Origin of the sequence: Cellulosimicrobium arenosum, from assembly GCF_014837295.1 — a bacterium.
Taxonomy (GTDB): domain Bacteria; phylum Actinomycetota; class Actinomycetes; order Actinomycetales; family Cellulomonadaceae; genus Cellulosimicrobium; species Cellulosimicrobium arenosum.
Map to the genome: position 1 here is coordinate 1 of NZ_JACYHB010000006.1, position 24387 is coordinate 24387.

The 24387-nt window shown below is 73.6% G+C and carries 24 protein-coding genes and 1 riboswitch; of the genes, 3 read left to right on the forward strand and 21 right to left on the reverse strand.

Features of this window, described 5'->3' with window-relative positions:
- Nucleotides 1-533 precede the first annotated feature (533 nt).
- From tyrS to argC, 11 genes are all read right to left on the reverse strand, one after another.
- Nucleotides 534-1802 (reverse strand): tyrosine--tRNA ligase, encoded by a 1269-nt coding sequence (gene tyrS, locus IF651_RS08750; RefSeq protein ID WP_191828734.1) that lies wholly within the window; start codon nucleotides 1800-1802, stop codon nucleotides 534-536.
- A gap of 74 nt (nucleotides 1803-1876) precedes the next feature.
- Complete coding sequence (locus tag IF651_RS08755) at nucleotides 1877-2569, reverse strand: DNA-3-methyladenine glycosylase (protein WP_191828735.1); 693 nt, start codon at nucleotides 2567-2569, stop codon at nucleotides 1877-1879.
- A gap of 101 nt (nucleotides 2570-2670) precedes the next feature.
- Entirely contained in the window at nucleotides 2671-3267 is a 597-nt protein-coding gene (locus IF651_RS17995) for a nucleoside/nucleotide kinase family protein (RefSeq protein WP_191828736.1), read from the reverse strand.
- Nucleotides 3268-3373: 106 nt separating this feature from the next.
- Entirely contained in the window at nucleotides 3374-4816 is a 1443-nt protein-coding gene (argH, locus tag IF651_RS08765; protein WP_191828737.1) for an argininosuccinate lyase, read from the reverse strand.
- Nucleotides 4813-6048, reverse strand: a complete 1236-nt coding sequence (locus IF651_RS08770) for an argininosuccinate synthase (RefSeq protein ID WP_191828738.1) — start codon at nucleotides 6046-6048, stop codon at nucleotides 4813-4815. The genes argH and IF651_RS08770 overlap by 4 nt, the downstream gene beginning before the upstream one ends.
- A gap of 84 nt (nucleotides 6049-6132) precedes the next feature.
- Nucleotides 6133-6651 carry an arginine repressor gene (locus tag IF651_RS08775; RefSeq protein WP_191828739.1) on the reverse strand — a complete coding sequence of 173 codons (519 nt, stop codon included), beginning with the start codon at nucleotides 6649-6651 and terminating at the stop codon, nucleotides 6133-6135.
- Nucleotides 6648-7583: an ornithine carbamoyltransferase gene (gene argF / locus IF651_RS08780; RefSeq protein ID WP_191828740.1), complete on the reverse strand. Its 936-nt coding sequence runs from the start codon at nucleotides 7581-7583 to the stop codon at nucleotides 6648-6650. Before argF ends, IF651_RS08775 begins: the two co-directional genes overlap by 4 nt.
- 4 nt (nucleotides 7584-7587) lie before the next feature.
- Complete coding sequence (locus IF651_RS08785) at nucleotides 7588-8910, reverse strand: acetylornithine transaminase (protein WP_191828741.1); 1323 nt, start codon at nucleotides 8908-8910, stop codon at nucleotides 7588-7590.
- Nucleotides 8907-9857, reverse strand: coding sequence for an acetylglutamate kinase (argB, locus tag IF651_RS08790; protein ID WP_191828912.1), 951 nt, complete (start codon nucleotides 9855-9857; stop codon nucleotides 8907-8909). Before argB ends, IF651_RS08785 begins: the two co-directional genes overlap by 4 nt.
- Nucleotides 9858-9865: 8 nt before the next feature.
- Nucleotides 9866-11077 carry a bifunctional glutamate N-acetyltransferase/amino-acid acetyltransferase ArgJ gene (gene argJ / locus IF651_RS08795; protein WP_191828742.1) on the reverse strand — a complete coding sequence of 404 codons (1212 nt, stop codon included), beginning with the start codon at nucleotides 11075-11077 and terminating at the stop codon, nucleotides 9866-9868.
- Nucleotides 11074-12162 carry an N-acetyl-gamma-glutamyl-phosphate reductase gene (gene argC / locus IF651_RS08800; protein ID WP_191828743.1) on the reverse strand — a complete coding sequence of 363 codons (1089 nt, stop codon included), beginning with the start codon at nucleotides 12160-12162 and terminating at the stop codon, nucleotides 11074-11076. The genes argJ and argC overlap by 4 nt, the downstream gene beginning before the upstream one ends.
- Before the next feature lie 60 nt (nucleotides 12163-12222).
- Between argC and IF651_RS08805 the strand changes: the two genes are divergently transcribed.
- Nucleotides 12223-13266, forward strand: coding sequence for a quinone oxidoreductase family protein (locus tag IF651_RS08805; protein ID WP_191828744.1), 1044 nt, complete (start codon nucleotides 12223-12225; stop codon nucleotides 13264-13266).
- The gene (locus tag IF651_RS08810; protein WP_191828745.1) at nucleotides 13263-13532 is read left to right on the forward strand and encodes a hypothetical protein; all 270 of its coding nucleotides are present in this window, start codon (nucleotides 13263-13265) and stop codon (nucleotides 13530-13532) included. Before IF651_RS08805 ends, IF651_RS08810 begins: the two co-directional genes overlap by 4 nt.
- Here IF651_RS08810 and thiD read toward each other — a convergent pair.
- The 5 genes from thiD to pheS all read right to left on the reverse strand — a co-directional run bounded on the left by thiD (nucleotide 13502) and on the right by pheS (nucleotide 20009).
- Nucleotides 13502-14425 (reverse strand): bifunctional hydroxymethylpyrimidine kinase/phosphomethylpyrimidine kinase, encoded by a 924-nt coding sequence (thiD, locus tag IF651_RS08815; protein ID WP_191828746.1) that lies wholly within the window; start codon nucleotides 14423-14425, stop codon nucleotides 13502-13504. The genes IF651_RS08810 and thiD overlap by 31 nt on opposite strands.
- Nucleotides 14418-14513, reverse strand: a riboswitch (TPP riboswitch). Its footprint overlaps the gene before it by 8 nt.
- 59 nt (nucleotides 14514-14572) lie before the next feature.
- The gene (locus IF651_RS08820; protein ID WP_191828747.1) at nucleotides 14573-15244 is read right to left on the reverse strand and encodes a YceI family protein; all 672 of its coding nucleotides are present in this window, start codon (nucleotides 15242-15244) and stop codon (nucleotides 14573-14575) included.
- Nucleotides 15245-15424: 180 nt separating this feature from the next.
- Nucleotides 15425-16315, reverse strand: coding sequence for an SDR family NAD(P)-dependent oxidoreductase (locus IF651_RS08825; protein ID WP_191828748.1), 891 nt, complete (start codon nucleotides 16313-16315; stop codon nucleotides 15425-15427).
- A complete protein-coding gene (gene pheT, locus IF651_RS08830) occupies nucleotides 16312-18900 on the reverse strand; it encodes a phenylalanine--tRNA ligase subunit beta (protein ID WP_191828749.1) in 2589 nt (862 codons plus the stop codon). The genes IF651_RS08825 and pheT overlap by 4 nt, the downstream gene beginning before the upstream one ends.
- Nucleotides 18900-20009 (reverse strand): phenylalanine--tRNA ligase subunit alpha, encoded by a 1110-nt coding sequence (gene pheS, locus IF651_RS08835; protein WP_191828750.1) that lies wholly within the window; start codon nucleotides 20007-20009, stop codon nucleotides 18900-18902. Before pheS ends, pheT begins: the two co-directional genes overlap by 1 nt.
- Nucleotides 20010-20130: 121 nt before the next feature.
- Here pheS and IF651_RS08840 point away from each other — a divergent pair, with 121 nt between their 5' ends.
- Entirely contained in the window at nucleotides 20131-20736 is a 606-nt protein-coding gene (locus IF651_RS08840; protein ID WP_191828751.1) for a hypothetical protein, read from the forward strand.
- On the opposite strand, the gene thpR is transcribed toward IF651_RS08840, so the two are convergent.
- The 5 genes from thpR to infC form a co-directional block, all read right to left on the reverse strand.
- The gene (thpR, locus tag IF651_RS08845) at nucleotides 20705-21376 is read right to left on the reverse strand and encodes an RNA 2',3'-cyclic phosphodiesterase (RefSeq protein ID WP_191828752.1); all 672 of its coding nucleotides are present in this window, start codon (nucleotides 21374-21376) and stop codon (nucleotides 20705-20707) included. The two genes, IF651_RS08840 and thpR, sit on opposite strands and share 32 nt — an antisense overlap.
- Nucleotides 21373-22242: a TrmH family RNA methyltransferase gene (locus IF651_RS08850; protein WP_338403856.1), complete on the reverse strand. Its 870-nt coding sequence runs from the start codon at nucleotides 22240-22242 to the stop codon at nucleotides 21373-21375. Before IF651_RS08850 ends, thpR begins: the two co-directional genes overlap by 4 nt.
- A gap of 32 nt (nucleotides 22243-22274) precedes the next feature.
- Nucleotides 22275-22661, reverse strand: a complete 387-nt coding sequence (rplT, locus tag IF651_RS08855; protein ID WP_191828753.1) for a 50S ribosomal protein L20 — start codon at nucleotides 22659-22661, stop codon at nucleotides 22275-22277.
- 76 nt (nucleotides 22662-22737) lie between these two features.
- On the reverse strand, nucleotides 22738-22932 hold the full coding sequence (gene rpmI / locus IF651_RS08860) for a 50S ribosomal protein L35 (RefSeq protein ID WP_191828754.1): 195 nt from the start codon (nucleotides 22930-22932) through the stop codon (nucleotides 22738-22740).
- Nucleotides 22933-23034: 102 nt separating this feature from the next.
- Nucleotides 23035-24102, reverse strand: coding sequence for a translation initiation factor IF-3 (gene infC, locus IF651_RS18215; protein WP_191828914.1), 1068 nt, complete (start codon nucleotides 24100-24102; stop codon nucleotides 23035-23037).
- Between the last annotated feature and the right edge of the window lie 285 nt (nucleotides 24103-24387).

Genomic DNA, 24387 nt, shown 5'->3' on the forward strand with positions numbered 1-24387 from the left:
CAGGTTCACAAAACTGGCCAAACGAAACATGATGCTGACATCATCTTCCGAAATCAACCAAACAAAACCCTCCAGCACAACCAACCAGACCACCCGACGGGCAACCCAGCCAACCACGCCACAAGGCAAAACTTGGCACTGACTTACAAGCACACTGTTGAGTTCTCAAACAACCGACACACACCAACTCAGCCCCACCCAACCGGGCAGAACCTCACTTGGGGCAACTTCTCAACCCTACCAGAGCCGGCGCCCGCTCTCCAACCTCGGATCCTGGGATCGAGAGGACTCGCTGCTGCCGGTCCAGCTCCCCCGGTGGCAGGTACGGCGCGACTGCGCCAAGACCTTCACAGAGGGGAATCGTCCGGGGGATCCAGCCACATCGCGCCTGCTCCGAGGAGCTACACCGTGGTGTCTGTTCCTCCCTGCCGGGCGAACATCGAGAACAGTACACGCCACCGGTCTCGATGCCAACTCCGCTGATCCTCGGCCTGTCGGCGTCCCCCTCGACGCGCCCGCAGGCACCCGACCGCTCAGACCTGCGCGCCGGCGTCCGCGAGCCCCAAGGTCTTCTTGCCACGACGGAGCACCGCGAATCGCCCGTGCAGCAGGTCCGTCGGTTCGAGGCGCGCGTCCTCGGCCTCGACCTTGACGTTGTTCACGTAGGCGCCCCCTTCGGTGATCGCGCGTCGCGCGGCACCCTTCGACGTCACCAGGCCGGAGTCGGCGAGCAGGTCGACGACGGCGTCGCCGACCTGTGCCGACGTCCTGGGGAGCTCGGCCACGGCCGCGGCCAGCGTGCGCGCGTCCAGGCCGTCGAGGTCCCCTCGACCGAACAGGGCACCGCTGGCGGCGACGACCGCGGCCGTGGCGTCGCCGCCGTGCACCAGCGTCGTCACGTCGGCGGCCAACGCCCGTTGCGCCTCACGTGCTCCCGGGCGCTCGCGCACCGCCGACTCGAGCGTGTCGATCTCCGCGCGCGAGCGGAACGTGAAGATCTTCAGGAAGCGCACGACGTCGTCGTCGGCCGCGTTGAGCCAGAACTGGTAAAACGCGTACGGGCTCATCATGTCGGGGTCGAGCCATACGGCCCCACCCTCGCTCTTGCCGAACTTCGTCCCGTCCGCCTTGGTGATGAGCGGCGTCGTGAGCACGTGCACGCCGGCGCCCTCGCTGCGGCGGACGAGGTCCACGCCGGACAGCAGGTTGCCCCACTGGTCGTTCCCGCCCGTCTGCAGCGTCACGCCGTGCCGGCGGTACAGCTCGAGGAAGTCGATCCCCTGCAGGATCTGGTAGCTGAACTCCGTGAAGCTGATGCCTTCGTCGGAGCGCAGCCGACGAGCGACCGTGTCCTTGGCGAGCATCGTGCCGAGCCGGTAGTGCTTGCCGACGTCGCGCAGGAGATCGATGGCGGACAGGCCGGAGATCCAGTCGAGGTTGTTCACCAGCCGGGCCGGGTTGTCGCCGTCGAAGTCGAGGAACCGCGACACCTGGTCCTGGAGCCGGACCGTCCACTCGGCGACCGTCTCCTTGGTGTTCAGGACCCTCTCGCCGGACTGACGCGGATCACCGATCAAGCCGGTCGCCCCTCCGACGAGAGCGACCGCGCGGTGACCGGCGAGCTGCAGGTGTCGCAGCACGACGAGCTGGACCAGGTGACCGTGGTGCAGGCTCGGCGCGGTGGGGTCGAAGCCGCAGTAGTACGTGATCGGGCCCTCGGCCAGTGCGGTGCGCAGCGCGGCCTCGTCGGTGGACTGGGCCACCAGACCCCGCCATTGCAGCTCGTCGAGAACGTCGCTCACTACTTCTCCTTCGTCGGGCACCCGTCGGCGGGCACGTGGTGGGCGGCCACGGGCCGCGACCCTAGTGTGCCGTGTCAGCGCGCGCGGGTGCTCACCCGACGGTAGGCGGACACCGTGCGGTCTCCCGCGAGCCAGTAGCGCCACGGGTACAGCGTCCCGTCTCCCCCGGTGCCCGAGACCCCCACCCGAGGGCCGGCGGCGACCGCCGGTCGGCCGGGCGTCGGCGCCCGGTGCAGCACGAGCTCGCCGTCCGGGTCGGTCAACACGGCACCGTAGTGGCGCAGGTCGAGGTCGAGCGAGACGGCCAGGCGTGCCGGCCCGCGTGCGATCTGCTGGTCGGAGTCGCACCGACCCACGGCCGACCGCCTGGCACGAGCGGTGTCCGCACCGCGCACGACCTCCCCGGCACGGATCAGGACCGCCGACGGCCGACCGACCGGACCGGTCACAACGTTGACGCAGTGGTGCAGGCCGAGGTGGCGGTACACGTACAGGCGTCCGGGCTCGCCGTACATGGCGCGGTTGCGCTCGGTCCGTCCGCGGTAGGCGTGCGAGCCGGGGTCGCGCTCGCCGTCGTACGCCTCGACCTCGCTGATGCGCAGCGTCACGTCGCCCGCCTCGCTGCGCCGCGTGAGCAGAGAGCCCAGCAGGTCGCGCGCGACGTCGTGGACGTCGCGCGCGAACCAGCCGCGCCCGGGTACGTCCCAAGGCACGACGAACTCGGGTGCTGCCGCGCCAGGGGCGCTGCGCGTCGTCGGCTCCGGCATCCGTCCTCCCGCACGATCTCGCTGCCGAGCTGCTTCGAGCCGCTCGCGCGGACTCGTGGGGACAGGTTACGCCGCGGGCGGGGTACGGGCGGCCCGACGGCTCACGTGACGCGGCGGCCGAAGCCGTCGAGACGCACGTCCGCCCGCTCGCGGGTGCGGTTGCGCGCGTAGTGCTCGACCTCGGTCTCCATCCAGGCGAGCCAGTGCTCACGCATCGCCTCGCCGTCACGGTCGAGGCCACGCGCGAGGCGAAGGCCGTCGGGAGCCTCGACCCAGACCCGCAGGGAGGCGACCGTGCCCGCCTCGAGCCGGCCCGCACCGCATCCCTCGACGACCAGGAACGGGGCGACCGGTACCTCGTGCCACTCCGCGAACGCGTCCTGCACCCAGTCGAACCGGCGGTACCGGCCGCTGCGACCTGTGGCGAGCGGGCGCAGCACCCACTCGTCGAGTCGCTCCCAGGCCGGCTCGAGACCGCGCCAGCCCTCGTAGAGGTCGTCCATGTGCAGCACCTGCGCCGGGAGCGACTCGCCGAGCTGCGCGGCCAGGCTCGTCTTGCCCGAGCCGGCCGGCCCGTCGATCACGACGAGCCGAGTCCCGGACGAGGGCCCGGCATCGGGCGGGACCGACCCGAGGCGAGGCGCGCGGTCACGCACCTGACGAACGAGGTCGGCCAGGACGTCAGACCCCACACTCATCCGGCTCCTCCCTCGCCGCCGACACGATCGACTCTGCGGAGCAGCCGGTCGGGGCTCGTCCCGTGGTCAGCACGGATCCCGATCGGCTGGTCGGCGAGTGCGGTCGTCAGCCTTCGGCCCAGTAGCGGAACTCCGCCGAGCGTTCCTCGGCGGCCTCCAGCTGTTCGGCGACGCGCGTCGGGGCGGTACCGCCCTGCGCGTCGCGCGACGCGAGCGATCCCTCGACGCTCAGGACGTCCCGGACCCCAGGGGTCAGGTGCTCGGAGATGTCGGCGAGGTCGTCGTCGGACAGGTCCCACAGCTCGATCCCGCGCTCCTCGCACGCACGCACGCACGCTCCTGCGACCTCGTGCGCGACACGGAAGGGCACGCCCTCGCGCACGAGCCACTCGGCCACGTCGGTCGCCAGCGAGAATCCCTGCGGCGCGAGCGAGGCCATGCGCCCGGTGTCGAAGGTGAGCGTCGAGACCATGCCGGAGAACGCGGGCAGGAGCACCTCGAGCGTGTCGACCTGGTCGAACACCGGCTCCTTGTCCTCCTGCAGATCGCGGTTGTACGCGAGCGGCAGGCCCTTGAGGGTCGCGAGCAGCCCGGTCAGGTCGCCGATCATGCGACCTGCCTTGCCACGCGCGAGCTCCGCGACGTCGGGGTTCTTCTTCTGCGGCATGATGCTCGACCCGGTGGAGTACGCGTCGTGCAGGCGCACGAAGCCGAACTCCTTCGTCGCCCACGCGATGACCTCCTCCGCGAAGCGCGACAGGTCGACGCCGATCATCGCGGCGACGAACGCGAACTCCGCCACCACGTCGCGCGCCGCCGTGCCGTCGATCGAGTTCTCCACCGGGCCGTCGAACCCGAGCTCCGCCGCGACCGCCGCCGGGTCGAGACCCAACGACGATCCCGCCAGCGCGCCCGACCCGTACGGAGAGCGCGCGGCGCGCACGTCCCAGTCGATGAGGCGGTCGACGTCGCGCAGCAGCGGCCACGCGTGCGCGAGCAGGTGGTGCGCGAGCAGCACGGGCTGCGCGTGCTGCAGGTGCGTGCGACCCGGCATGGCGGCGCCCGGGTGCGCCGCGGCCTGCGCGACGAGCGCGTCGACGACGTCGAGCACCAGGCCGGCGATCGTCCGCGCCTCGGCGCGCAGGTACATGCGCACGAGCGTGGCGATCTGGTCGTTGCGCGAGCGCCCGGCACGCAGCTTGCCGCCGAGGTCCGCACCGGCACGTTCGATCAGCCCGCGCTCGAGCGCGGTGTGCACGTCCTCGTCGTCGTCCGCCGCGACGAACGCACCCGACGCGACGTCCTCGCGCAGGCGCTCGAGCGCGGCGAGCATGCCGTCGAGCTCGTCGTCGTCCAGGAGCCGGGCCGCGTGCAGGACCTTCGCATGAGCCTTCGACCCGGCGATGTCCTGACCCGCGAGGCGCCAGTCGAAGTGCGTCGACTTGCTGAGGGCGGCGAGCGCGTCGGCCGGACCGCCGGCGAACCGCCCGCCCCACAGGCTCACGCGCTCGGGCCCGGCGGGCTCGTCGGGGGCCAGGGAGTCGCTCATGCTCCGAGCTTCCCCGTCCCGAAGTCCACGCCGAACCCGAACTTCTCGTCGCGCGCGGCCGCGAGCTTCGCGGTGAGACCGTAGATCTCGATGAACCCCTTGGCCTGCGACTGGTCGAACGAGTCGCCCTCGTCGTAGGTCGCGAGGTTGAAGTCGTACAGGCTCGCCTCCGACCGACGGCCGGTCACGGTCGCGCGCCCGCCGTGCAGCACGAGCCGGATCTCTCCCGACACGTACCGCTGGGTGTCGTCGATGAAGACGTCGAGCGACTTCTTCAGCGGGCTGAACCACATGCCGTCGTAGACCAGCTCGGTCCAGCGCTGCTCGACCTGGCGCTTGAACCGCGCCTGCTCGCGCTCGAGCGTGACGTTCTCGAGCTCCTGGTGCGCGGCGATGAGGGCGATCGCACCCGGCGCCTCGTAGATCTCGCGCGACTTGATGCCCACGAGCCGGTCCTCGACGATGTCGATGCGGCCCACGCCCTGGGCGCCGGCTCGCCGGTTCATCTCCTGGATCGCCTGGAGCGGCGTCACGGGCACGCCGTCGAGCGCGACGGGCACGCCCTGGTCGAACGTGATGACGACCTCGTCCGCGACCGGGGGGAACGTCGGGTCGTCCGTGTAGTTGTAGACGTCCTTGGTCGGAGCGTTCCAGATGTCCTCGAGGAAGCCGGTCTCGACCGCACGGCCCCACACGTTCTGGTCGATCGAGAACGGGTTGTGCTTCGTGGTCGCGATCGGCAGCTCGTGCTTCTCGGCGTAGGCGATGGCCTTCTCGCGCGTGAGCGCGAGGTCGCGGACCGGGGCGATGGTCTTGAGCTCGGGGGCGAGCGACGTCGTCGCGACCTCGAACCGGACCTGGTCGTTGCCCTTGCCCGTGCACCCGTGCGCGACCGTGGTCGCGCCGAACTGGCGGGCCGCGCGGACCATGTGCTTGACGATGACCGGGCGGGAGATGGCGGACACGAGCGGGTAGCGGTCGAGGTACATGCCGTTCGCACGCAGCGCCGGCATGCAGTACTCGGCCGCGAACTCGTCGCGGGCGTCGGCCACGTAGGCCTCGACGGCCCCGCAGTCGAGCGCGCGGCGGCGGATGACCTCGAGGTCCTCACCGCCCTGGCCGACGTCGACGGCGACGGCGACGACCTCGGCACCGGTGGCCTCGGCGATCCAGCCGATGGCGACGGAGGTGTCCAGGCCGCCCGAGTAGGCGAGCACGACGCGTTCAGTCATGGCGATCTCTTTCTGTGACGTGAGAGGTGGTCTGTGTTCAGTGTGACAGGGGGCGACGCCGGGCCGGTCCCCGTCGCGTCCGGGTCAGCCGCCCGGGCCGGACAGGTCGAGGAAGCGCCGCGCGAGCTCCGCACCGCCCGTCGGATCCCGCGAGATGACGAGGATCGTGTCGTCCCCCGCGACGCAGCCCAGCACGCCCGGCAGCACCGAGTGGTCGATCGCGGAGGCGAGGTAGTTCGCCGCGCCGGGCGGGGTGCGCAGGACGACGAGGTTGGCCGAGGGCTCGGCGCTGACGAGCATCTCCGAGCACAGCCGTGCGAGCCGTGCCGCGAGGTACTCGGGGGCGTCGGCGTCGGGCGCAGCACGGTCGCCGCCCTCCCCCGGCAGGACATACACGAGCGCCTCCGACGTGCCGCGCACCTTCTCCGCGCGCAGCTCGATGAGGTCGCGCGAGAGCGTCGCCTGCGTGACCGAGACCCCGTCGGCCGCGAGCGCCCGCGCGAGCTCGGCCTGGGAGTGGATGCGCTCGCGTCGCACGATGTCGACGATGCGCGCGTGCCGGGCCGCCTTCGTGGCGGGCGCGGAACGCGAGGTCTCGCTCACGCGTGCTCCAGGAGCCAGGTGAGCAACGCCTTCTGGGCGTGCAGACGGTTCTCGGCCTCGTCCCACACGGCCGACCGCGGCCCGTCGATGACGTCGGCGCTGATCTCCTTGCCGCGGTAGGCGGGCAGGCAGTGCAGCACGATGGCGTCGTCCTTCGCGTGGGCGAGGAGCTCGTCGTCGACCTGGTAGGGCACGAAGGGCAGGGCGCGGCGGTCCGCCTCGTCCTCGTCGCCCATGGAGATCCACGTGTCGGTCGCCACGACGTCCGCGCCAGCGACGGCGTCGGCCGGGTCGGACGTGACGTGGACCGACCCGCCGGTGCCCGCGGCGATGCGGCGGGCGTCCGCGAGGACGGCCGGCGCGGGTGGGAAGCCCTCGGGCGTCCCGATGCGCACGTGCATCCCGGCGGTCGCGCCGCCGAGGAGGTAGGAGTGCGACATGTTGTTCGCGCCGTCGCCCACGTAGGCGAGCGTCTGCCCGGCGAGGGCGGCGGTCCCGCCGCGGTGCTGGGCGATCGTGAGCAGGTCCGCGAGGATCTGGCACGGGTGGAAGTCGTCGGTGAGCGCGTTGACGACGGGCACGGTGCTGATCGCCGCCATCTCCTCGATGCGGTCCTGGCCGTGGGTGCGCCAGACGATCGCGGACACCTGGCGCTCGAGCACGCGCGTCGTGTCCGCGATCGACTCGCGCACGCCGATCTGCGCGAGCCTGCCGTCGACGACGACGGGGAACCCGCCGAGCTCGGCGATACCGGTCGCGAAGGACAGCTGGGTGCGCAGCGTCGGCTTGTCGAAGAGCACCGCCACGCCCTGCGGGCCGCGCAGGGGCTGGCGGAACGTGCGGTCGTCGCGGAACGCGAGCGCGAGCTCGAGGACGTGCCGCTGCTCGGTCGGCGTGAGGTCGTCGTCGCGCAGGAGGTGGCGCAGGGCCATGGGTTCAGTCCCTCGTCTCGGTGGTGGGGGCGTCGTCCGACGACACGCGCAGGTCGGCGAAGAAGTCGACGACGTCGCGCGCCTGGTCGGTGGTCAGGATCAGCGGCGGGGCGAGCCGGATCGCGTCGGGGGCGACCGCGTTGACGATCAGACCGGCGTCGAGCGCGGCGCGCGCGACGTCCGCCGCGACGGGACGGGCGAGCCGGACGGCGAGGAGCAGCCCTCTGCCGCGCACGCCGGCGACGAGGGGGTTCCCCGCCCCCTCGATGCCGGCACGCAGGCTCTCCCCGACCGTCCGGACGCTCGCGAGCAGGCCGTCGCGCTCGATGACGCCGAGCGTGGCGAGGGCTGCCGCAGCGGCGACCGGGTTCCCGCCGAACGTCGTGCCGTGCTGCCCGCGGCCCAGCAGGGTCGCGGCGCGCTCGCCGTACGCGACGACCGCTCCCACGGGGAAGCCACCACCGAGTCCCTTGGCGAGGGTCACGACGTCGGGCGTGATCCCGCCCCCGAGGTCGGGCTGCTGGTAGGCGAACCACGAACCGGTCCGGCCGATGCCCGTCTGCACCTCGTCGAGGACGAGCAGCGCGCCGTGCCGCGCCGTGAGGTCGCGGGCCGCGGCGAGGTAGCCCGGCGAGAGCGCGCGGACCCCGGCCTCGCCCTGGACGGGCTCGACGACCAGCCCCGCGACCCGGCCGCGCGCGGCGACGGCCTGCTCGGAGAAGGCCTCCTCGAGCGCGGCCAGGTCGTCGAACGGGACGAACTCGACACCGCCGGGAAGCGGCTCGAAGGGTTCGCGGTACGCGGCCTTGCTCGTCAGGGCGAGCGCACCCATGGTGCGCCCGTGGAAGCCGCCCTCGAGCGCGAGCACCCGGGTCCGGTCACCGGTGTCGTTCGCGCGGCGCGTCATCTTGAACGCGGCCTCGTTCGCCTCGGTCCCGGAGTTCGTGAAGAACACGCGCGAGCCGGTGGGAGCGTCCGCGAGCGCGAGGAGCCGTTCGGCGAGAGCGATCTGGGTCGGGGTGCCGAAGAAGTTCGACACGTGACCGAGCGTGCCGAGCTGGGCGGAGATCGCCGCCGTGAGCGTCGGGTGCGCGTGCCCGAGCGCGTTGACCGCGATCCCGGCGAGCAGGTCGAGGTAGCGCGTGCCGTCGGCGTCCCACACGTAGGCGCCCTCCCCGCGCACCAGGACGCGCTGGGGCGGTCCGAACGTGTCCATGACGGCCGTGCCGTACCGCTGCGTCCACTGCGCGCCGGACCCGGCGGCGGCGACGTCGGGCACGCCCGGGGCCGCGCCGAGCTCGTCGCGCCGGGTGAGGTGCTCGCTCATGACTCTCCTCCGACCGGGTCGGGCACGACCATGGTCCCGTTGCCGCGGGTCGTGAAGACCTCGAGCAGCAGCGAGTGCGGGACACGGCCGTCGATCACGGTCGCGGCGGGGACGCCGCCCGCGACCGCGCGCAGGCACGCCTCCATCTTGGGCACCATGCCGGACTGCAGCGAGGGCAGCAGCGCCGCGAGCTCGGACCGCGTGATCTGCGCGACCAGCGAGTCCTTGTCGGGCCACGACGTGTACAGCCCCTCGACGTCGGTCAGCACGATCAGCTTCTTCGCGCCGAGCGCGACGGCGAGCGCCGCGGCAGCCGTGTCGGCGTTGACGTTGAGCACCTGGGTCGGGTCCTCGAGGTCGGGCGCGATCGTCGAGACCACGGGGATGCGGCCCGCGTCGAGCAGGTCCTGGACCGCGGCCGGGTGCACCTCCACGACGTCGCCCACGAGGCCGACGTCGACCGGCTCGCCGTCGACGGTCGCGTGCCGCCGCTGGGCCTGGAGCAGACCGCCGTCCTCCCCGGAGAGCCCGACGGCGTGGGGGCCGTGCGCGTTGATGAGCCCGACGAGCTCGCGCGAGACCTGGCCCGTCAGGACCATCCGGACCACGTCCATGGCCTCCGGGGTCGTGACGCGCAGCCCGCCGCGGAACTCGGACTCGATGCCGAGGCGCGCGAGCATGGTCGAGATCTGCGGACCGCCGCCGTGCACGACGACGGGGCGCAGGCCGACCTGGCGCAGGAACACCATGTCCTGCGCGAACGCTGCCTTGAGCGTGTCGTCGACCATGGCGTTGCCGCCGTACTTCACGACGACGAGCGCCCCCGCGAACTCCTGCAGCCACGGCAGCGCCTCGATCAGCACCTCCGCCTTCTGCTCGGGGCGCAGGTCGGTGCGGGTGTCGAAGACGAAGTCGTCCGGCGCGGGCGCGGTCGGCCGCCCGGGCATCGTGTCGCTCATGAGGAGTACGCGCTGTTCTCGTGGACGTAGTCGTGCGTGAGGTCGTTGGTCCAGACCGTCGCGGTCGCCGACCCGGCGTGCAGGTCGATCTCGACGAGCACCTCGCGCGCCGCGGCGAGGTCGACGAGCTCGCGCGGCTCGCCCACTCCTCCGGCGCGGCACACCTGGACGCCGTTGACCGTGACGTCCAGCGCGAGCGCGTCGTAGGGAGCGACGTCCTCGGGCACGGTGCCCACCGCGGAGACGATGCGACCCCAGTTCGGGTCGTTGCCGAAGATCGCGGCCTTGAACAGGTTGGACCGGGTCACGGCGCGGGCGACCGCGACGGCTGCGTCCTCGCTCGACGCACCGACGACGGTGACGGCCACGTCGTGGCTCGCACCCTCCGCGTCGGCGACGAGCTGGCGCGCGAGGGAGCCGCACGCCTCGGTGAGCACGCCGGTGAGCTCCTCCGTGCCGACCGCCACCCCGGAGGCGCCCGAGGCGAGCAGGATCACGGTGTCGTTCGTCGACATGCACCCGTCGGAGTCGACACGGTCGAGCGTCGTGCGCGTCGCCGCGCGCAGCGCCGCACCGGCGGCGGTGGCGTCGACGACCGCGTCGGTCGTCAACACGCACAGCATGGTCGCGAGCCCCGGCGCCAGCATGCCCGCACCCTTGGCCATGCCGCCCACGGACCAGGTCGTGGCGCCGTCCGGCGACGCCGGGTCGCTCGCCTCGCGCTCGACGTGCACGGTCTTGGCGACGGTGTCCGTGGTCATGATCGCGAGGGCCGCGTCCTCACCGCCGCGCGTGGCGGACGACGGGTCGTCGAGCGCGCTCGCGGCGGCGTCGACGCCCGCCAGCAGCTCCGTCATCGGCAGCCGGAGGCCGATGAGGCCCGTGGAGCAGACGAGGACGTCGCCTGCCGACGTGGACAGCGTGTCCGCGACGTGCTCGGCCGTGCGGTGCGTGTCGGCGAAGCCCTCGGTGCCCGTGCAGGCGTTCGCGCCGCCCGAGTTGAGCACGACCGCGCTCGCGCGCCCGTCGCTCACCGCCTGCCGGCTCCACGCGACGGGCGCGGCGAAGACACGGTTGCTGGTGAAGACGGCTGCGGCGACGTCGAGCGGGCCGTCGTTGACGACGAGCGCGACGTCCTTGGCGCCGGTGGACTTCAGGCCGGCGGCGACGCCGCTGGCCCGGAAGCCCCGGGGCGAGGTGACGGTCACGGGGCGACCCCTTCGGTGGTCAGGCCGGCCGCCTGCGGCAGGCCGAGCGCGATGTTCATGGACTGCACCGCGGCGCCCGCGGTGCCCTTGACGAGGTTGTCGAGGGCGGTGACCGTCACGACACGACCGGCCGCGTGGTCGACCGCCACCTGGACGAGCGCCGTGTTGGCGCCGAGCGTCATCGCCGTGCCGGGCCACTGCCCCTCGGGCAGGAGCTGGACGAACGGCTCGCCCCCGTAGGCGTCGTCCCACGCGCGGCGCACCTGCGTCGCCACCTCCGGCGCCGGCAGGTCGCGCACCGCCGCCGCGAGCGGCGCGGTGACGGTCGCCAGGATGCCGCGCGCCATCGGCACCAGCACCGGGGTGAACGAGATCCGCACCTCGGGTGCTCCCGCGGCACGCAGGTTCTGCGTGATCTCGGGGATGTGCCGGTGGGTGCCGCCGACGGCGTACGGCTGGGCCGACCCCAGCCCCTCCGACGCGAGCAGGTGCGGCTTCAGCGCCTTGCCGGCGCCGGAGTACCCGTTGGCGAGGACGGCGACGACGTCGGTCGCGTCCACCACCCCCGATGCCACCCCGGGCTGGATGCCCAGCGTCACCGCGGTGACGTTGCAGCCGGGGACGGCGATCCGACGCGCTCCCGCGAGCTTCTCGCGCTGCTTGGTCTCGCTCGCGCCCGCACCGGGGTGCTCGGTCAGCAGCAGCTCGGGCAGACCGTAGGGCCACGTCCCGGCGTGCGCGCTGCCGTAGAACCGCTCCCAGTCGTGGGCCGACGACAGCCGGTGGTCGGCCCCCAGGTCGAGGACGAGGACGTCGTCGGGCAGCTGCGCGGCGATCTCTCCCGACGCGCCGTGCGGAAGTGCGAGCACGACGACGTCGTGCCCTACGAGGTTCTCCACGGTCGTGGGGAGCAGCACGCGGTCCGCCAGGGATCGCAGGTGCGGCTGGTGCGCGCCGAGCGGCGAGCCCGCGTTGCTGTGCGCCGTGAGGGCGCCGACCTCTACCTCGGGGTGCCCGGCGAGCAGCCGGAGCGTCTCTCCGCCCGCGTACCCGGACGCACCCGCGACCGCGACTCTGATCGTCATATGCAGCACTATACATACTTATGCAGCCCGCCGGTTCGTGCGCGACCCTAAGGTGGGTCCATGCACGCGATCGTGGCCCGCGAGGCGGGCGGCCCTGACGTCCTGGAGCTCCGCGAGGTCCCCGACCCGACGCCGGGACCGGGCGAGCTGCTCGTCCGCGTCGAGGTCGCGGGCGTGAACTTCATCGACACGTACCAGCGCTCGGGCGTCTACCCGATGGACTTCCCGCACGTCGTGGGCAGCGAGGGCGCCGGTGTCGTCGTGGCGGCCGGCACGACGGGCACGGCCGGCTCCGGCGACGAGACCCCGGCGTTCGCCGTCGGCGACCGCGTCGTGTGGACCGACGCGCCGGGCTCGTACGCCGGGCTGGTGGTCGTCCCCGCCCGCTCGGCCGTGCACGTACCCGCCGCGGTCGCGCTCGCGGATGCGACCGCCGTCGCCCTGCAGGGCCTCACCGCGCACTACCTGTGCACGTCGTCATACCCGGTCCGGCCCGGCGACCAGGTCCTCGTGCACGCGGGCGCGGGTGGCGTCGGACTGCTGCTCACGCAGATGGTCACGGCGCGGGGCGGGCACGTCATCTCGACCGTCTCGACGCCGGCGAAGGCCGAGCTCTCGCGGGGCGCGGGCGCCGAGCACGTGATCGAGTACACCGCGCTGGGCGACCTCACGCACGACCTGCCCGAGATCGTGCGCGGCCTCACCGGCGGCGAGGGCGTGGCCGCGGTCTACGACTCGGTCGGCCGCGACACGTTCGACGCGTCGCTCGCGTCGCTGCGCCGCCGCGGGACGCTCGTGCTGTTCGGCGGGTCGTCGGGCCAGGTGCCCGCGTTCGACCCGCAGCGCCTCAATGCGGGCGGCTCGCTCACCCTCACGCGGCCCACGCTCAAGGACTTCACCGCCACGCGCGCCGAGCTGGACGAGCGCGCGGCCGAGGTGCTCGGCGCCGTCGCGGGCGGGACGCTGCACGTGCGGGTCGGCGCCACGTTCCCGCTCGCCGAGGCGGCCGACGCGCACCGCGCGCTCGAGGGGCGCGCCACGACGGGCAAGGTGCTGCTGGTGCCCGACGCCGCGTCGTCGGGCAGCGTGGGCGAGGGCCGGTGAGCTGGGACTGGGTCCCGGCGCGCCCCGGGGAGGACCCGAGGGACGGCCCCTCTCCCGCGCTCCGCCGCGTGGTGACGGTGCTGGTCGTCCTCGTGACCGCGGTATTCGTCGTCTACTACGCGACGATCGGCCTGGGGCAGGGCGAGGACCGGTGCGTCGCCGAGCGCCCGCAGGGCGTGAGCGCGGGCCAGGTCGAGGCGCGATGGCGCTGGTGGCCGCCCGGCACCGCGTGCGTCTACCCCACCGGCGACGTGACGCGCGCCTGAGCCGCGGGCGCCACGGCGTGCAGGTGGTCGACCGGCCCGCGACCGCTCCCGACCCGCAGCGCGGCACCCGCCCGCAGCGCGCCCGTGAGCCAGCCCTTGGCGTCGCGCGCCGCCTCCGGCCAGCCCGGACGCTGCGGGCGCAGCGCCGCGAGCGCCGCCGACAGCGAGCACCCCGTCCCGTGCGTGTGGGGCGTGTCGACCCGCTCGGCGTCGAACAGCGTCACGCGCCCGCCGTCACCGGGCACGTCGCCGGGCACCGGAGCCGGCTCTACGAGCGCGTCCGGGGAGGTCGGGCCGTCCAGGTGCCCGCCCTTGAGAAGTACCGCGGTCCCGCTCGCGGCCACGAAGGACCGAGCCTGGTCGAGGGCCGCGTCCCACGTGGTCGCGCGCTCCGTGCCCGCCAGCACGGCGAGCTCGGGGAGGTTCGGCGTGACGACGTCGGCGCGGCACGCCAGCTCGCGCACCGCCTGCTCCGCGCCCGCGTCGAGCAGTCGGTGGCCCGACGTCGCGACCATGACCGGATCGAGCACGACCCACGGGACGGGCGCGCCCGCCGCGCGACGCGACGCCGCCAGGTCGTCCAGCCACGACACGATCTCGTGCGCGTTCGGCTCGTCGGCGACCATCCCGATCTTCACGGCGTCGATCTCGACGTCGTCGGACACGGCGTCGAGCTGGGCGCGCAGGAACTCGCGCCCCGGCACGTGGACGGACCGCACGCCGTGGGTGTTCTGCGCGACCAGCGCGGTGGTCACCGCCATCCCGTAGGCGCCGTGGGCGCAGAACGACTTGAGGTCGGCCTGGATCCCGGCGCCGCCGGTCGGGTCGGTCCCCGCGATCGAGAGCACGCGCGGGCGTGACGGCGGGGCGGTCGGTGCAGGATCGAGCAGCATCGATGGACATCCCTTCGCTGGTGCGAGCCAGAGCAGGTTCGGCGGGTGTGATCTCAGCCCCAGCGGCGGGGCACCCCGTGTCTTCGCGGTCATCCTAGACTGCGCGCGCAACCCCGCGCCCACCCTGCGACGGGCATGGCGTCGGGCTCAACCCTCGTGGATCGCCTCGCCCGCGATCTCGATCTGGACCTTCTTCCCGACGAGGAAGCCGCCCGTCTCGAGCAGGACGTTCCACACGAGGCCGTAGTCCTCGCGGTCGAACGAGCCGGTCGCGTGGAAGCCGAAGATGTCGCGCTCGTAGGGGTCCCGGCGCGCACCGCCGTAGCGCATCGTCAGGTCGATGGGGCGCGTGACGCCGCGGATCGTCAGCAGTCCGCTGACGACGAAGCTGCCGGCCTCGGCGGGCGAGACGCGGTCGGCGGCGATCGTCGCGCGCTCGGGCGAGCGGTTGCGCAGCCGCGCCCACGCGAGGATCGCGTCGTCCTGCGCACCCTGCCACCGCACGCCGGTGCTGCGGAACTCGATCGTCGGGTAGTTCTCGACGTCGAGGAAGTCGCCACTGTGCAGGTGCACGTCCCGGTCCGGGTTGTGGGTCGTGAGGCTCGCGGCGTCGATCGACGCGGCCACGACGGACCGCAGCGGGTCCTGCGCCACGACGATCGTGGCGTCGGCGCGCGTGAACTCGCCCCGGATCGGGGAGACCATCATGTGCTGACCTACGAAGCCGACGCGCTTGTGCGCCGCGTCGAGAGTGTAGGTCCCCGCGTCGGGGACGCTCATCTCGTTCCACTGCCGCACGGGCCGTGTCGGGGTCGTCATGGGTCGCCTCCGGCGCTCTTCGTCGAGTGACGACGCCGTCGTGCGACTCGGGTGGTCGGTTGTCCGTCCGAGCATCCCCGATCAGTCGGTGAAACTTCAACTACCGGACCGTGACGTTCCATACAGCGTCTCTGCCTGCCCCGCTGTCAGAACCTCGTCTGCCGCCGCCTCCCCGCGGTCTCAGCGGCGGGGCAGCTCTCCCGGCATCGGGTCGTGGTCGCCCCACCGCGTCACGCGCAGGCGGCGTCCGTCCGGCCCCGGCACGTCGAGGCCGTGCCCCGCCGCGCGATCGATCGCGCGGCGCAACGACTCGGGCGAGTCGTGCGTGACCCGGACGAACGCGCCCGAGTACGCGTCGAGCTCGCCGCGCGCGATCGCGACCACCATCTCGACGGTGCGTTCGACCGGCGTCCACTCGGTCCGGCCCCGGTGCATCGCCATCGACGCGGTCATGTCCGTCTGCACGACGCCCGGCGCGACCTCGAAGGTGCGCAGCCCGCGGGCGTGACCCGAGCGGTGCAGGTTCGCGCCCATCCGCAGGAGCGCCGTCTTGCTCGCGTTGTACGCGCTCGCGCCGTCCATGTCGTGCGAGCCCGCGCCCGAGCTGAGGTCGACGACGCGACCGCCGCCCCGAGCGAGCATCCCCGGCACGACGGCACGCGCCAGGAGGAAGGGTCCGCGCACGTTCGTCTCCACGACGCCCCACCACTGGTCCGGGTCCGCCTCCCAGAGCGGGACCTCGGCGTCGACGAGACCCGCGGCGTTGACCAGCAGGTCGATGTCCCCGAGCACGCCGGCCACGTGCCGCACGGCGCGGTCGACCGCGTCCGCGTCGACCACGTCCGCCGGCACGACGACGGCGCGACCGGCGCCCGGCCGCAGCGCGATCTCCGCCGCGACCTCCGCCAACCGCGTCGCGTCCCGCGCGAGCAGCGCGACGTCCAGGCCCGCCGCGGCGAGCCCGACGGCGAGCGCCCGGCCGATCCCCCGCGAGGAACCCGTGACCAGCGCGGTGCGAGCAGCGGGCACGACCGTGTCGTCCCCGCCGCGCTCGGGGCTCGTCGGGCTCACGCCCGCAGCTCCGCGCCCACCTGGTCGCGAGCCGCAGCCACGGCGCCCTCGCGCACCCGCACGACGTCGTCCGCCGTCAGGGTCCGGTCCGGGGCCCGCAGGCGCAGCGAGAACGCCAGGGACTTGCGGCCCTCCCCCACCTGGTCGCCGGCGAAGACGTCGAAGAGGGCGATCTCCTCGAGCAGCTCGCCCGCGCCGTCGACGACCGCGGCCTGCAGCGCAGCGGCGGGGACGGCGTCGGGCACGACGAACGCGAGGTCCTCCTTCGCGGCCGGGAAGGCCGAGACGGGCGTCGCGGTGAGCGGTGCGCCGTCCGTCGCGGCGACGAGCGCGGTCAGGTCGACCTCGAACGCCGAGGCCCGCGCGGGCAGGCCGAGGTCCTCGACGACCTTCGGGTGCAGCTCGCCCGCGTGCCCGACGACGGTCGCGTCCTCGAGCTCGAGGCGCGCGCACCGCCCGGGGTGCCACGGTGCGCGGTCGGGATCGGCGACGACGCGCACGTCCACGCCCGCCCGGCGCGCCACGAGGAGCGCGGCGTCGAGCGCGTCGGACCAGTCCGCGGCGCGCCCCTCGCCCCACCAGCCCGCGCGCTCGCGCCTGCCCACGAGGACGCCCGCGACGTGGCGGGGCTGTTCGGGCGTCGCCGCGGCGAGCGCCGCGAGCGCCTCGTCCGACGGCCGGACCCCGGGCGGCAACGACGGGGCGGACGGGGCTCCGACCCGCGGGTGCGTGACGAGGCCCACCTCGAACAGGGCCACGTCCCCGAGACCACGACCGACGTTGCGACGTGCCGTGTCCAGGAGCGTGCTGAGCAGGTCCGTGCGCAGGAGCGGGCGGTCTGCCGCGAGCGGGTTGCGGAGCCGGAGGGCGCGGCGACGCGCGTCGTCCGCCCCGAGGCGGAGCACGTCGAGGTCCGCCTCGCCGACGAACGGGTAGCTGAGGGTCTCCACGAACCCGTCCTCGGCGAGCGCTCGCGCCACGGAGCGGCGGACGGCCTGCTCGTGGGTCAGACCGCGACCACCGGGCGCCGCCGGCAGCACCGACGGGATCGCGTCGTACCCCTCGAGGCGCGCGACCTCCTCGACCAGCTCCGCCGAGCCGGTCAGGTCGGGCCGCCACGACGGCGGCGTCACGACGAGCACGCCGGTCTGCGCGTCCTCGGCGACGTCGCAACCGATCGCCTCGAGCGCTCCGCGCACCTGCTCGGGCGTGTACGCCACGCCGACGAGCCGCTCGGCCTCGGCCGCGCGGAAGTGCACGGGACCCGGCGGGACCGTCCGGTCCAGGTCGCTGACGGCCGGGTCGGCGGTCCCCCCGCCGAGCTCGACGAGCAGGTCCACGACGCGCTGCGCGGCGACCGCGGGCAGGCGCGGGTCCACGCCGCGCTCGAACCGCTTGGCCGCCTCGCTCGAGAGCTTGTGGTGGCGCGCGGTGCGCGCCACCGACACCGCGTCGAAGTGCGCGGCCTCGACGAGGACGTCCCGCGTCGACGGGCCGACCTCGGACGAGGCACCACCCATGACCCCGGCGATCCCGAGCACCCGGGAGCCGGGGCCCACCTGCCCGTCTGGGCTGTCGGTGATCAGCAGGTCCTGCGGGTCGAGCGCGCGCTCCACGTCGTCGAGCGTCACGAGGCGCTCGCCGGGCCGCGCCCGGCGGACCACGATCGGAGCGGCGACCTGGTCGAGGTCGTAGGCGTGCAGCGGCTGACCGAGGTCGAGCATGACGTAGTTGGTCACGTCGACGGCGAGGGAGATCGGGCGCATGCCCGCACCCGTGAGCCGGCGCTGCAGCCAGGCGGGCGAAGGCGCGGCCGCGTCCACGCCGCGCACCACCCGCGTCACGAAGCGGTCGCAACCGGGTGTGCCGTCGCCGGGCGCGGCGTCGTCCACCTCGACGGGAAACCCGTCCGGGGTCGCCGCCGGCAGCGGTGCGCTCAGCGCCTCGGGCAGGCCCCGGTCCGTGAACCGTGCGCCGGTGGAGTGCGCGTACTCGCGGGCCACGCCCCGGTAGGAGAACGCGTAGCCACGGTCGGGCGTGACGTTGATCTCGAGCACCTCGTCGCCGAGACCCAGCAGCGCGACCGCGTCCTGGCCGGGCGTCAGGTCGGCCTCGGCGTGGCCGAGTCGCGGGAGCACGATGATGCCGTCGTGGTCCTCGCCCAGCCCCAGCTCCTTCGCCGAGCAGATCATGCCGTCCGAGACGTGCCCGTACGTCTTGCGGCTCGCGATCGCGAACGGTCCGGGCAGCACGGCGCCGGGCAGCGCGACCACGACGAGGTCGCCCTCGCCGAAGTTGTGCGCGCCGCACACGATCCCGCGCGCCACGGTGGGCTCGCCCGCGTCGTCGGTGGTGTTGTGCACCCCGACGTCCACCTGGCACCAGTTGATGGTCTTGCCGTTCTTCTGCGGCTCGGGCACCAGCCCGAGGACGCGGCCCACGACGAGCGGCCCCGTGACCGCGGCCCCGTGGATCTCCTCCTCCTCGAGCCCGACCCGCACGAGGTCGGCCGCGAGCTGCTCCGCGGTCAGGTCCGCAGGAAGCTCGACGTGGTCTCCGAGCCAGTCGATGACGATGTTCGGCATCAGATCCCCATTCCGAACTGGGTCGAGAAGCGCACGTCGCCCTCGACCATGTCGTGCATGTCGGCGATCCCGTGGCGGAGCATGAGGGTGCGCTCGACGCCCATGCCGAACGCGAACCCGGAGTAGACGTCCGGGTCCACCCCCGTCGCGCGCAGCACGTTCGGGTTCACCATCCCGCACCCGCCCCACTCGATCCAGCCCGGTCCGCCCCTCTTCTGCGGGAACCACAGGTCCATCTCGGCGCTCGGCTCCGTGAACGGGAAGTAGCTCGGCCGCAGGCGGGTGCGCGCGTCGGGCCCGAACATCGCCCGCGCGAACGCGTCGAGCGTGCCGAGCAGGTTCGCCATCGTCAGGCCCTTGTCGACCGCGAGACCCTCGACCTGGTGGAACACCGGCGTGTGCGTCGCGTCGAGGGCGTCGGTGCGGAACACCTTGCCCGGGCACGCCACATAGAGAGGGACGCCGCGTGCGAGCAGAGAGTGCGCCTGGACCGGCGACGTGTGCGTGCGCAGCACCAGGTTCGTCGGCTCCGTCTCAGCACCGACGGGCCCACCCGCCACGTAGAACGTGTCCTGCATCTGCCGGGCCGGGTGGTCCGGTCCGAAGTTCAGGGCGTCGAAGTTGAACCACTCCGTCTCGACCTCGGGGCCGTCGGCGATCTCCCACCCGAGCCCGACGAAGAAGTCTGCGATGCGCTCCTGCAGCGTCTCGAGCGGGTGGCGCGCGCCGTCCGGCGTACGACGGACGGGGAGCGTCACGTCGACCGCCTCGGTGACCAGCACGCGTTCGTCCCGCTCGGCCTCGAGCTCGACCTGCCGCGCGGCGATCGCCTGGTTCAGCCGCGCGCGCAACGGACCGAGGAGCCGCCCGGCAGTCTTCTTGTCCGCCGGGTCGAGCGCGCCGATCGCGCGGTTGGCGAGCGCGAGCGGACTGCGGTCGCCGGCGTGCTCGATCCGCGCGGCCTTGAGCGACGTGAGGTCCGTCGCGTCCGCGACGGCGGCGAGCGCGGCGTCGAGCGCGCGCTGGAGGGCGTCGGCGTCGAGCGGGGACGGAGCGGTGGGCTGTTCCGCGGCGCCCTCGGGGGCGACAGCGGCGTCAGGGGTGGACATACGTGCCTTCCGGGCGGAGGTGGGACGGTGGGGACGACGGCCCCGCGCCATTCTAGGGCGCTCGTCCGGGCCGGTCCCCCGCACCCGGCCCACACCTGCACGCACCCGGCATGATGGGGACGTGACGAGGGGCGCGCGGGACCGCTCCGGGTCCTCGGACGAGGGCCCGGAGCGCAGCGACGGACGGTTCGGTCCGGGCGCGCACCACGGCGACCCCGCGTGGCCCACGTACCCGTCCCGTGGCGGCACGGCACCGCGCGACCCGTTGCGATCGACCCTGGACGCCGAGCTGCGCGGGCGGTCGGCGCCGAGCTCGGCGACGTCCGCGCGCCCCGCGGCGCCCGTGGATCCCGAGGCGCGGCCGGGGCCCGCGTCCGGATCCGCCCGGGCGCGTCCCCTCGGGTTCTGGTCGGGGCTGCGCACCGGGTTCGTCCCGGGGGCCGGTGGGACGCTGCTGGTCCTGCTCCTCGCCGGCTGGTTCGGCCTGGGCCCGCAGAGCCCTGTCGTCACGACCTCGTACAGCGTGGCGATCGTCGTCGGGTTCGTCCTCACGGTCGTGTGCGTCGTCGGCTGGGTCACCGCACTGGTCCGGCGCCCGACCGCCGACGACGGCAGCACGGCGGGCCGGCCCCGCACCGGGGCCTTCGTGCGCGCCGTGACCCGGGTGCTCGGCCTCGTGATCGCCGTGCTGGTCGTCACCCCGCTGTGGGTGGGGTTCCGGTCGTGAAGGCGAGCCGCTCCAACCGGTGGTGCACCACCCGGCCCGAGGCGTGGTCCACGTCGGACGCGACGAGCACGAGCTCCGTCGCGTCCCACCGCGGTCCCTCGTAGACGGCCAGCGCGGACGCCGCGGCGACGAGGGTGTCCGTGGCGGTAGAGGCCGTGCCCGCGCCACGGTCGGGACCACGACGAGCCGCTCGACGTGCGGCACCTCGCTCACGACCCCCGACCCGCCCGACCGTGAGGTGCGCACGACGGCGCGGGCGGCGGTCGGGGCGCAGCCCGACGTCCTCGGCAGCGTCCGCGACGTCGCGGCTCAGGTCGCGCAGCCCGCCGACCGGCTCGCGGTCACCGCCCACACCGACCCAGAGCACCCTGGCGTCGAACACCCCTGCACCGTGCAGCGCGAGCTGTGGTCCGCACACCCCGCCGGCCACCCGGGCGAGCACGTCCGTGAGGTCCGGCACCGCGCCGTCGGGCACCTCGCCGAAGAACGAGACGGTGACGTGCCACAGCTCGCGGGGCACCCACCGGACCGGTGGCGACCCACCCGCGAGGCGCGTCTCGTGGGCACCGACGGACGAGAGGGCGAGCTCGAGATGGTCGCCCGCCGCCGCGCCGGGGTACAGCGCCGCGAAGAGCCTCACGGACCCACCCCACGGTGCGCGCGGCTCGAGGCGTACAGGCACACCGTGGCTGCCGTGGCGAGGTTGAGCGACTCGGCACGTCCACGGATCGGCACACGCACGACCGCGTCGGCCAGCGCGCGGTCCGCAGCGGGCAGACCCCAGGCCTCGTTCCCGAACACCCACGCGGTCGGCCGAGCGAGGTCGACCACCGCGTCGGAGCCGGCGACGTCGAGCAGGTCGTCGAGGTCGTGGCGGCCGTCACCGTCCGCGGCGAGCACGAGCAGTCCCGCGGCGCGCAGCGCGTCGACCGTCTCGGCGAGGGTCGCTCCCGTGACCACCGGGACGTGGAAGAGCGACCCCGCGGTCGACCGCACCACCTTGGGGTTGTGGACGTCGACGCTCTCGCCCGACAGGACCACGGCGTCTGCGCCCGCCGCGTCGGCGGCGCGGATCACCGTGCCGGCGTTGCCCGGGTCACGCACCGTCGCCAGGACCGCGACGAGCGCGGGACGGGAGACCGGGAGGTGCGCGACGAGCTCGGCGAGCTGCTCCGCCGGGCTCCGACCGTCGGTGCGCGCGACGGCGAGCACGCCCTGCGCGTCCGGGCTCATCGCCTCGAGCACCTCGGGCGTCGCGAGGTGCACGTGCAGGCCTGCGGTCCTCGCCGCGCCGACGATCTCGTCGTACCGCGTCGCGGCGGTCGACGTGACGTACAGGTCCAGCACGCGGGACGTCGCGTGGCGCACGATCTCACGCACCCCCTGCGGTCCCTCGACGAGGAACTGACCGTGGCGCGAACGTGCCGAACGCCCGGACAGCGACCGGACCGCCTTGACCCGGTCGCTGCGAGGGTTCGTCAGCGTCGGGTCCGGCAGGTCGGGCACCGTCCGGGCGTCCGTGTCGTCGTGGGGCGGCGTCAGGCCGCGGCCTTCGGCGCGTTGACGTCCTCCGGGAGGGCGTCCTTCGCGACCTGGACGAGCGCGTTGAACGCGGCCACGTCGTTGACCGCGAGCTCGGCGAGCAGGCGACGGTCGACCTCGACACCCGCGGCCTTGAGGCCCTGGATGAGGCGGTTGTACGTCAGGCCCTGGGCTCGCGACGCCGCGTTGATGCGCTGGATCCACAGCTTGCGGAAGTCTCCCTTGCGCGCCTTGCGGTCACGGTAGGAGTAGACGAGGGAGTGGGTGACCTGCTCCTTCGCCTTTCGGTAGAGACGCGAGCGCTGGCCGCGGTAGCCCGCAGCGCGCTCGAGGGTCGTACGACGCTTCTTGTGGGCGTTGACCGCCCGCTTCACGCGTGCCACGTGATGCTCCTTGCAGTTCGGGGTTCGGCAGATGGGTGGGCGTCGCGGCCGTCAGAGGGGCCACGCCGCCGTCGGCTCACTTGCCGAGCATCTTCTTGATGGTCTTGACGTCGGCGGACGAGACGGCCTGGTCCTGGGACAGGCGGCGCGTGCGCTTGGACGACTTGTGCTCGAGCAGGTGGCGCTTGTTGGCCTGCTCGCGCATGACCTTGCCGCTGCCGGTCACGCGGAAGCGCTTCTTGGCGCCGGAGTGGGTCTTGTTCTTCGGCATGGCTGCCGTGTCTCCTTGTGGTCGGTCGTCCACCTCGCGGTGGTCGACGTGTGCGAGGCCGGGCCGGTGGGCCCGCCTCCGAGTCAGGTCGGGTGGTGCCGCTCAGCCGGCCTTCCCGCGCGGGGCGGGCCGCGGCGCCGGCCGGGGGGCCCCCGGCTTCGGCGCGGCCGGACGCGGCGCGGCCGGTGCCGTCGTGGTCGACGCCGCAGGCTTCGACGCAGGGTCAGCAGGCTTCGACGCCTCCGACGACCTCGGTGCCGCGGCGGACCGCGGAGCGGCCGCGGAGCGCGGCGCGGCGGACCTCGAGCTTGCCGGCTTGCGCTCCTGGGGCGCCGCGGTCGGTGCGGGCGTCGACCTCGGCTTCGACGCCACCGGTGCTGCCGCGGCGGCCGGAGCCTCGTCCTTCGGGGCGGCCGGAGACTCGGCCTTCGGGGCTGCGGGAGCCTCGGCCTTCGGTGCGGCGGGGGTCTCGACAGCCTCAGGGGCGGACGAGTCCACCGACCGGGAGGTCTCCGGCGCGGCCTGCGGCGCCTCGGGTGCCTGCTCCTCTGCGGCCGGCGACGGCGCCTCGGGCGCCTTCTCGGCCGCCCGCTGTGCCGACTTGGTCAGCCGCGGCTCGGCCTCCTGCGCGCGCTTGCGCTGCTCGCTCTTGGCGTCCGCCTTCTTCTTGACCGGACCGAGGACCATCGTCATGTTGCGCCCGTCCTGCTTGGGCATCGACTCGACGAAGCCGAGGTCCGACACGTCGTCCGCGAGGCGCTGCAGCAGGCGCACGCCCATCTCGGGGCGCGACTGCTCGCGGCCACGGAACATGATCATGACCTTGACCTTGTCGCCGGCCGAGAGGAAGCGCACGACGTGGCCCTTCTTGGTCCCGTAGTCGTGCGGGTCGATCTTCAGACGGAAGCGGATCTCCTTGAGAACCGTGTTCGCCTGGTTCCGACGCGCCTCTCGGGCCTTCATGTCCGACTCGTACTTGAACTTGCCGAAGTCCATGAGCTTGCAGACGGGCGGGCGGGCGTCCGGCGCGACCTCGACGAGGTCGAGGTCCGCGTCCTGGGCAAGGCTCAGGGCAACCTCGGTGCGGACGACGCCGACCTGCTCCCCGCCGGGACCGATGAGTCGGACCTCGGGGACGCGGATCCGATCGTTGATGCGAGGCTCGCTGATGTGATGCTCCTAGGAAGTCGTCGGTAGACCGCCTGGAACGGAGGAAGGCCTCCGTCCCTGAGCACAGAGCGGAGGCCATCATGATCCGAGAGGCACGATCCTGCACCGCGCCTGCCGGCCCCGGGCAGGTGGACGCCGCGGCGTGCCACCGACCGGAGAGAACCCGGCCTCTGTCGCGGCAGCTGCCGACGGTCGAGACCCGGGTGGGATGGAATCCACTTGCGCACCTGGTCGAGCCTGCCCACCACGCTGTGGACGACGTCACGAACAGCATGGACGTCCAGC

Excerpts from the sequence above, each read along its gene's own strand:
- pheT (WP_191828749.1), bottom strand. The coding sequence starts at position 18,900 with ATGCCGAACATCGTCATCGACTGGCTCGGAGACCACGTCGAGCTTCCT.
- argC (WP_191828743.1), bottom strand. The coding sequence starts at position 12,162 with ATGACGATCAGAGTCGCGGTCGCGGGTGCGTCCGGGTACGCGGGCGGA.
- thiD (WP_191828746.1), bottom strand. The coding sequence starts at position 14,425 with ATGCTGCTCGATCCTGCACCGACCGCCCCGCCGTCACGCCCGCGCGTG.
- IF651_RS08755 (WP_191828735.1), bottom strand. The coding sequence starts at position 2,569 with ATGCCGGAGCCGACGACGCGCAGCGCCCCTGGCGCGGCAGCACCCGAG.
- IF651_RS08820 (WP_191828747.1), bottom strand. The coding sequence starts at position 15,244 with ATGACGACCCCGACACGGCCCGTGCGGCAGTGGAACGAGATGAGCGTC.
- argF (WP_191828740.1), bottom strand. The coding sequence starts at position 7,583 with ATGGCCCTGCGCCACCTCCTGCGCGACGACGACCTCACGCCGACCGAG.
- pheS (WP_191828750.1), bottom strand. The coding sequence starts at position 20,009 with ATGTCCACCCCTGACGCCGCTGTCGCCCCCGAGGGCGCCGCGGAACAG.
- IF651_RS08805 (WP_191828744.1), top strand. The coding sequence starts at position 12,223 with ATGCACGCGATCGTGGCCCGCGAGGCGGGCGGCCCTGACGTCCTGGAG.
- IF651_RS17995 (WP_191828736.1), bottom strand. The coding sequence starts at position 3,267 with ATGAGTGTGGGGTCTGACGTCCTGGCCGACCTCGTTCGTCAGGTGCGT.
- IF651_RS08770 (WP_191828738.1), bottom strand. The coding sequence starts at position 6,048 with ATGACTGAACGCGTCGTGCTCGCCTACTCGGGCGGCCTGGACACCTCC.
- argB (WP_191828912.1), bottom strand. The coding sequence starts at position 9,857 with ATGCCCGGGCGGCCGACCGCGCCCGCGCCGGACGACTTCGTCTTCGAC.
- IF651_RS08785 (WP_191828741.1), bottom strand. The coding sequence starts at position 8,910 with ATGAGCGAGCACCTCACCCGGCGCGACGAGCTCGGCGCGGCCCCGGGC.
- rpmI (WP_191828754.1), bottom strand. The coding sequence starts at position 22,932 with ATGCCGAAGAACAAGACCCACTCCGGCGCCAAGAAGCGCTTCCGCGTG.
- argH (WP_191828737.1), bottom strand. The coding sequence starts at position 4,816 with ATGAGCGACTCCCTGGCCCCCGACGAGCCCGCCGGGCCCGAGCGCGTG.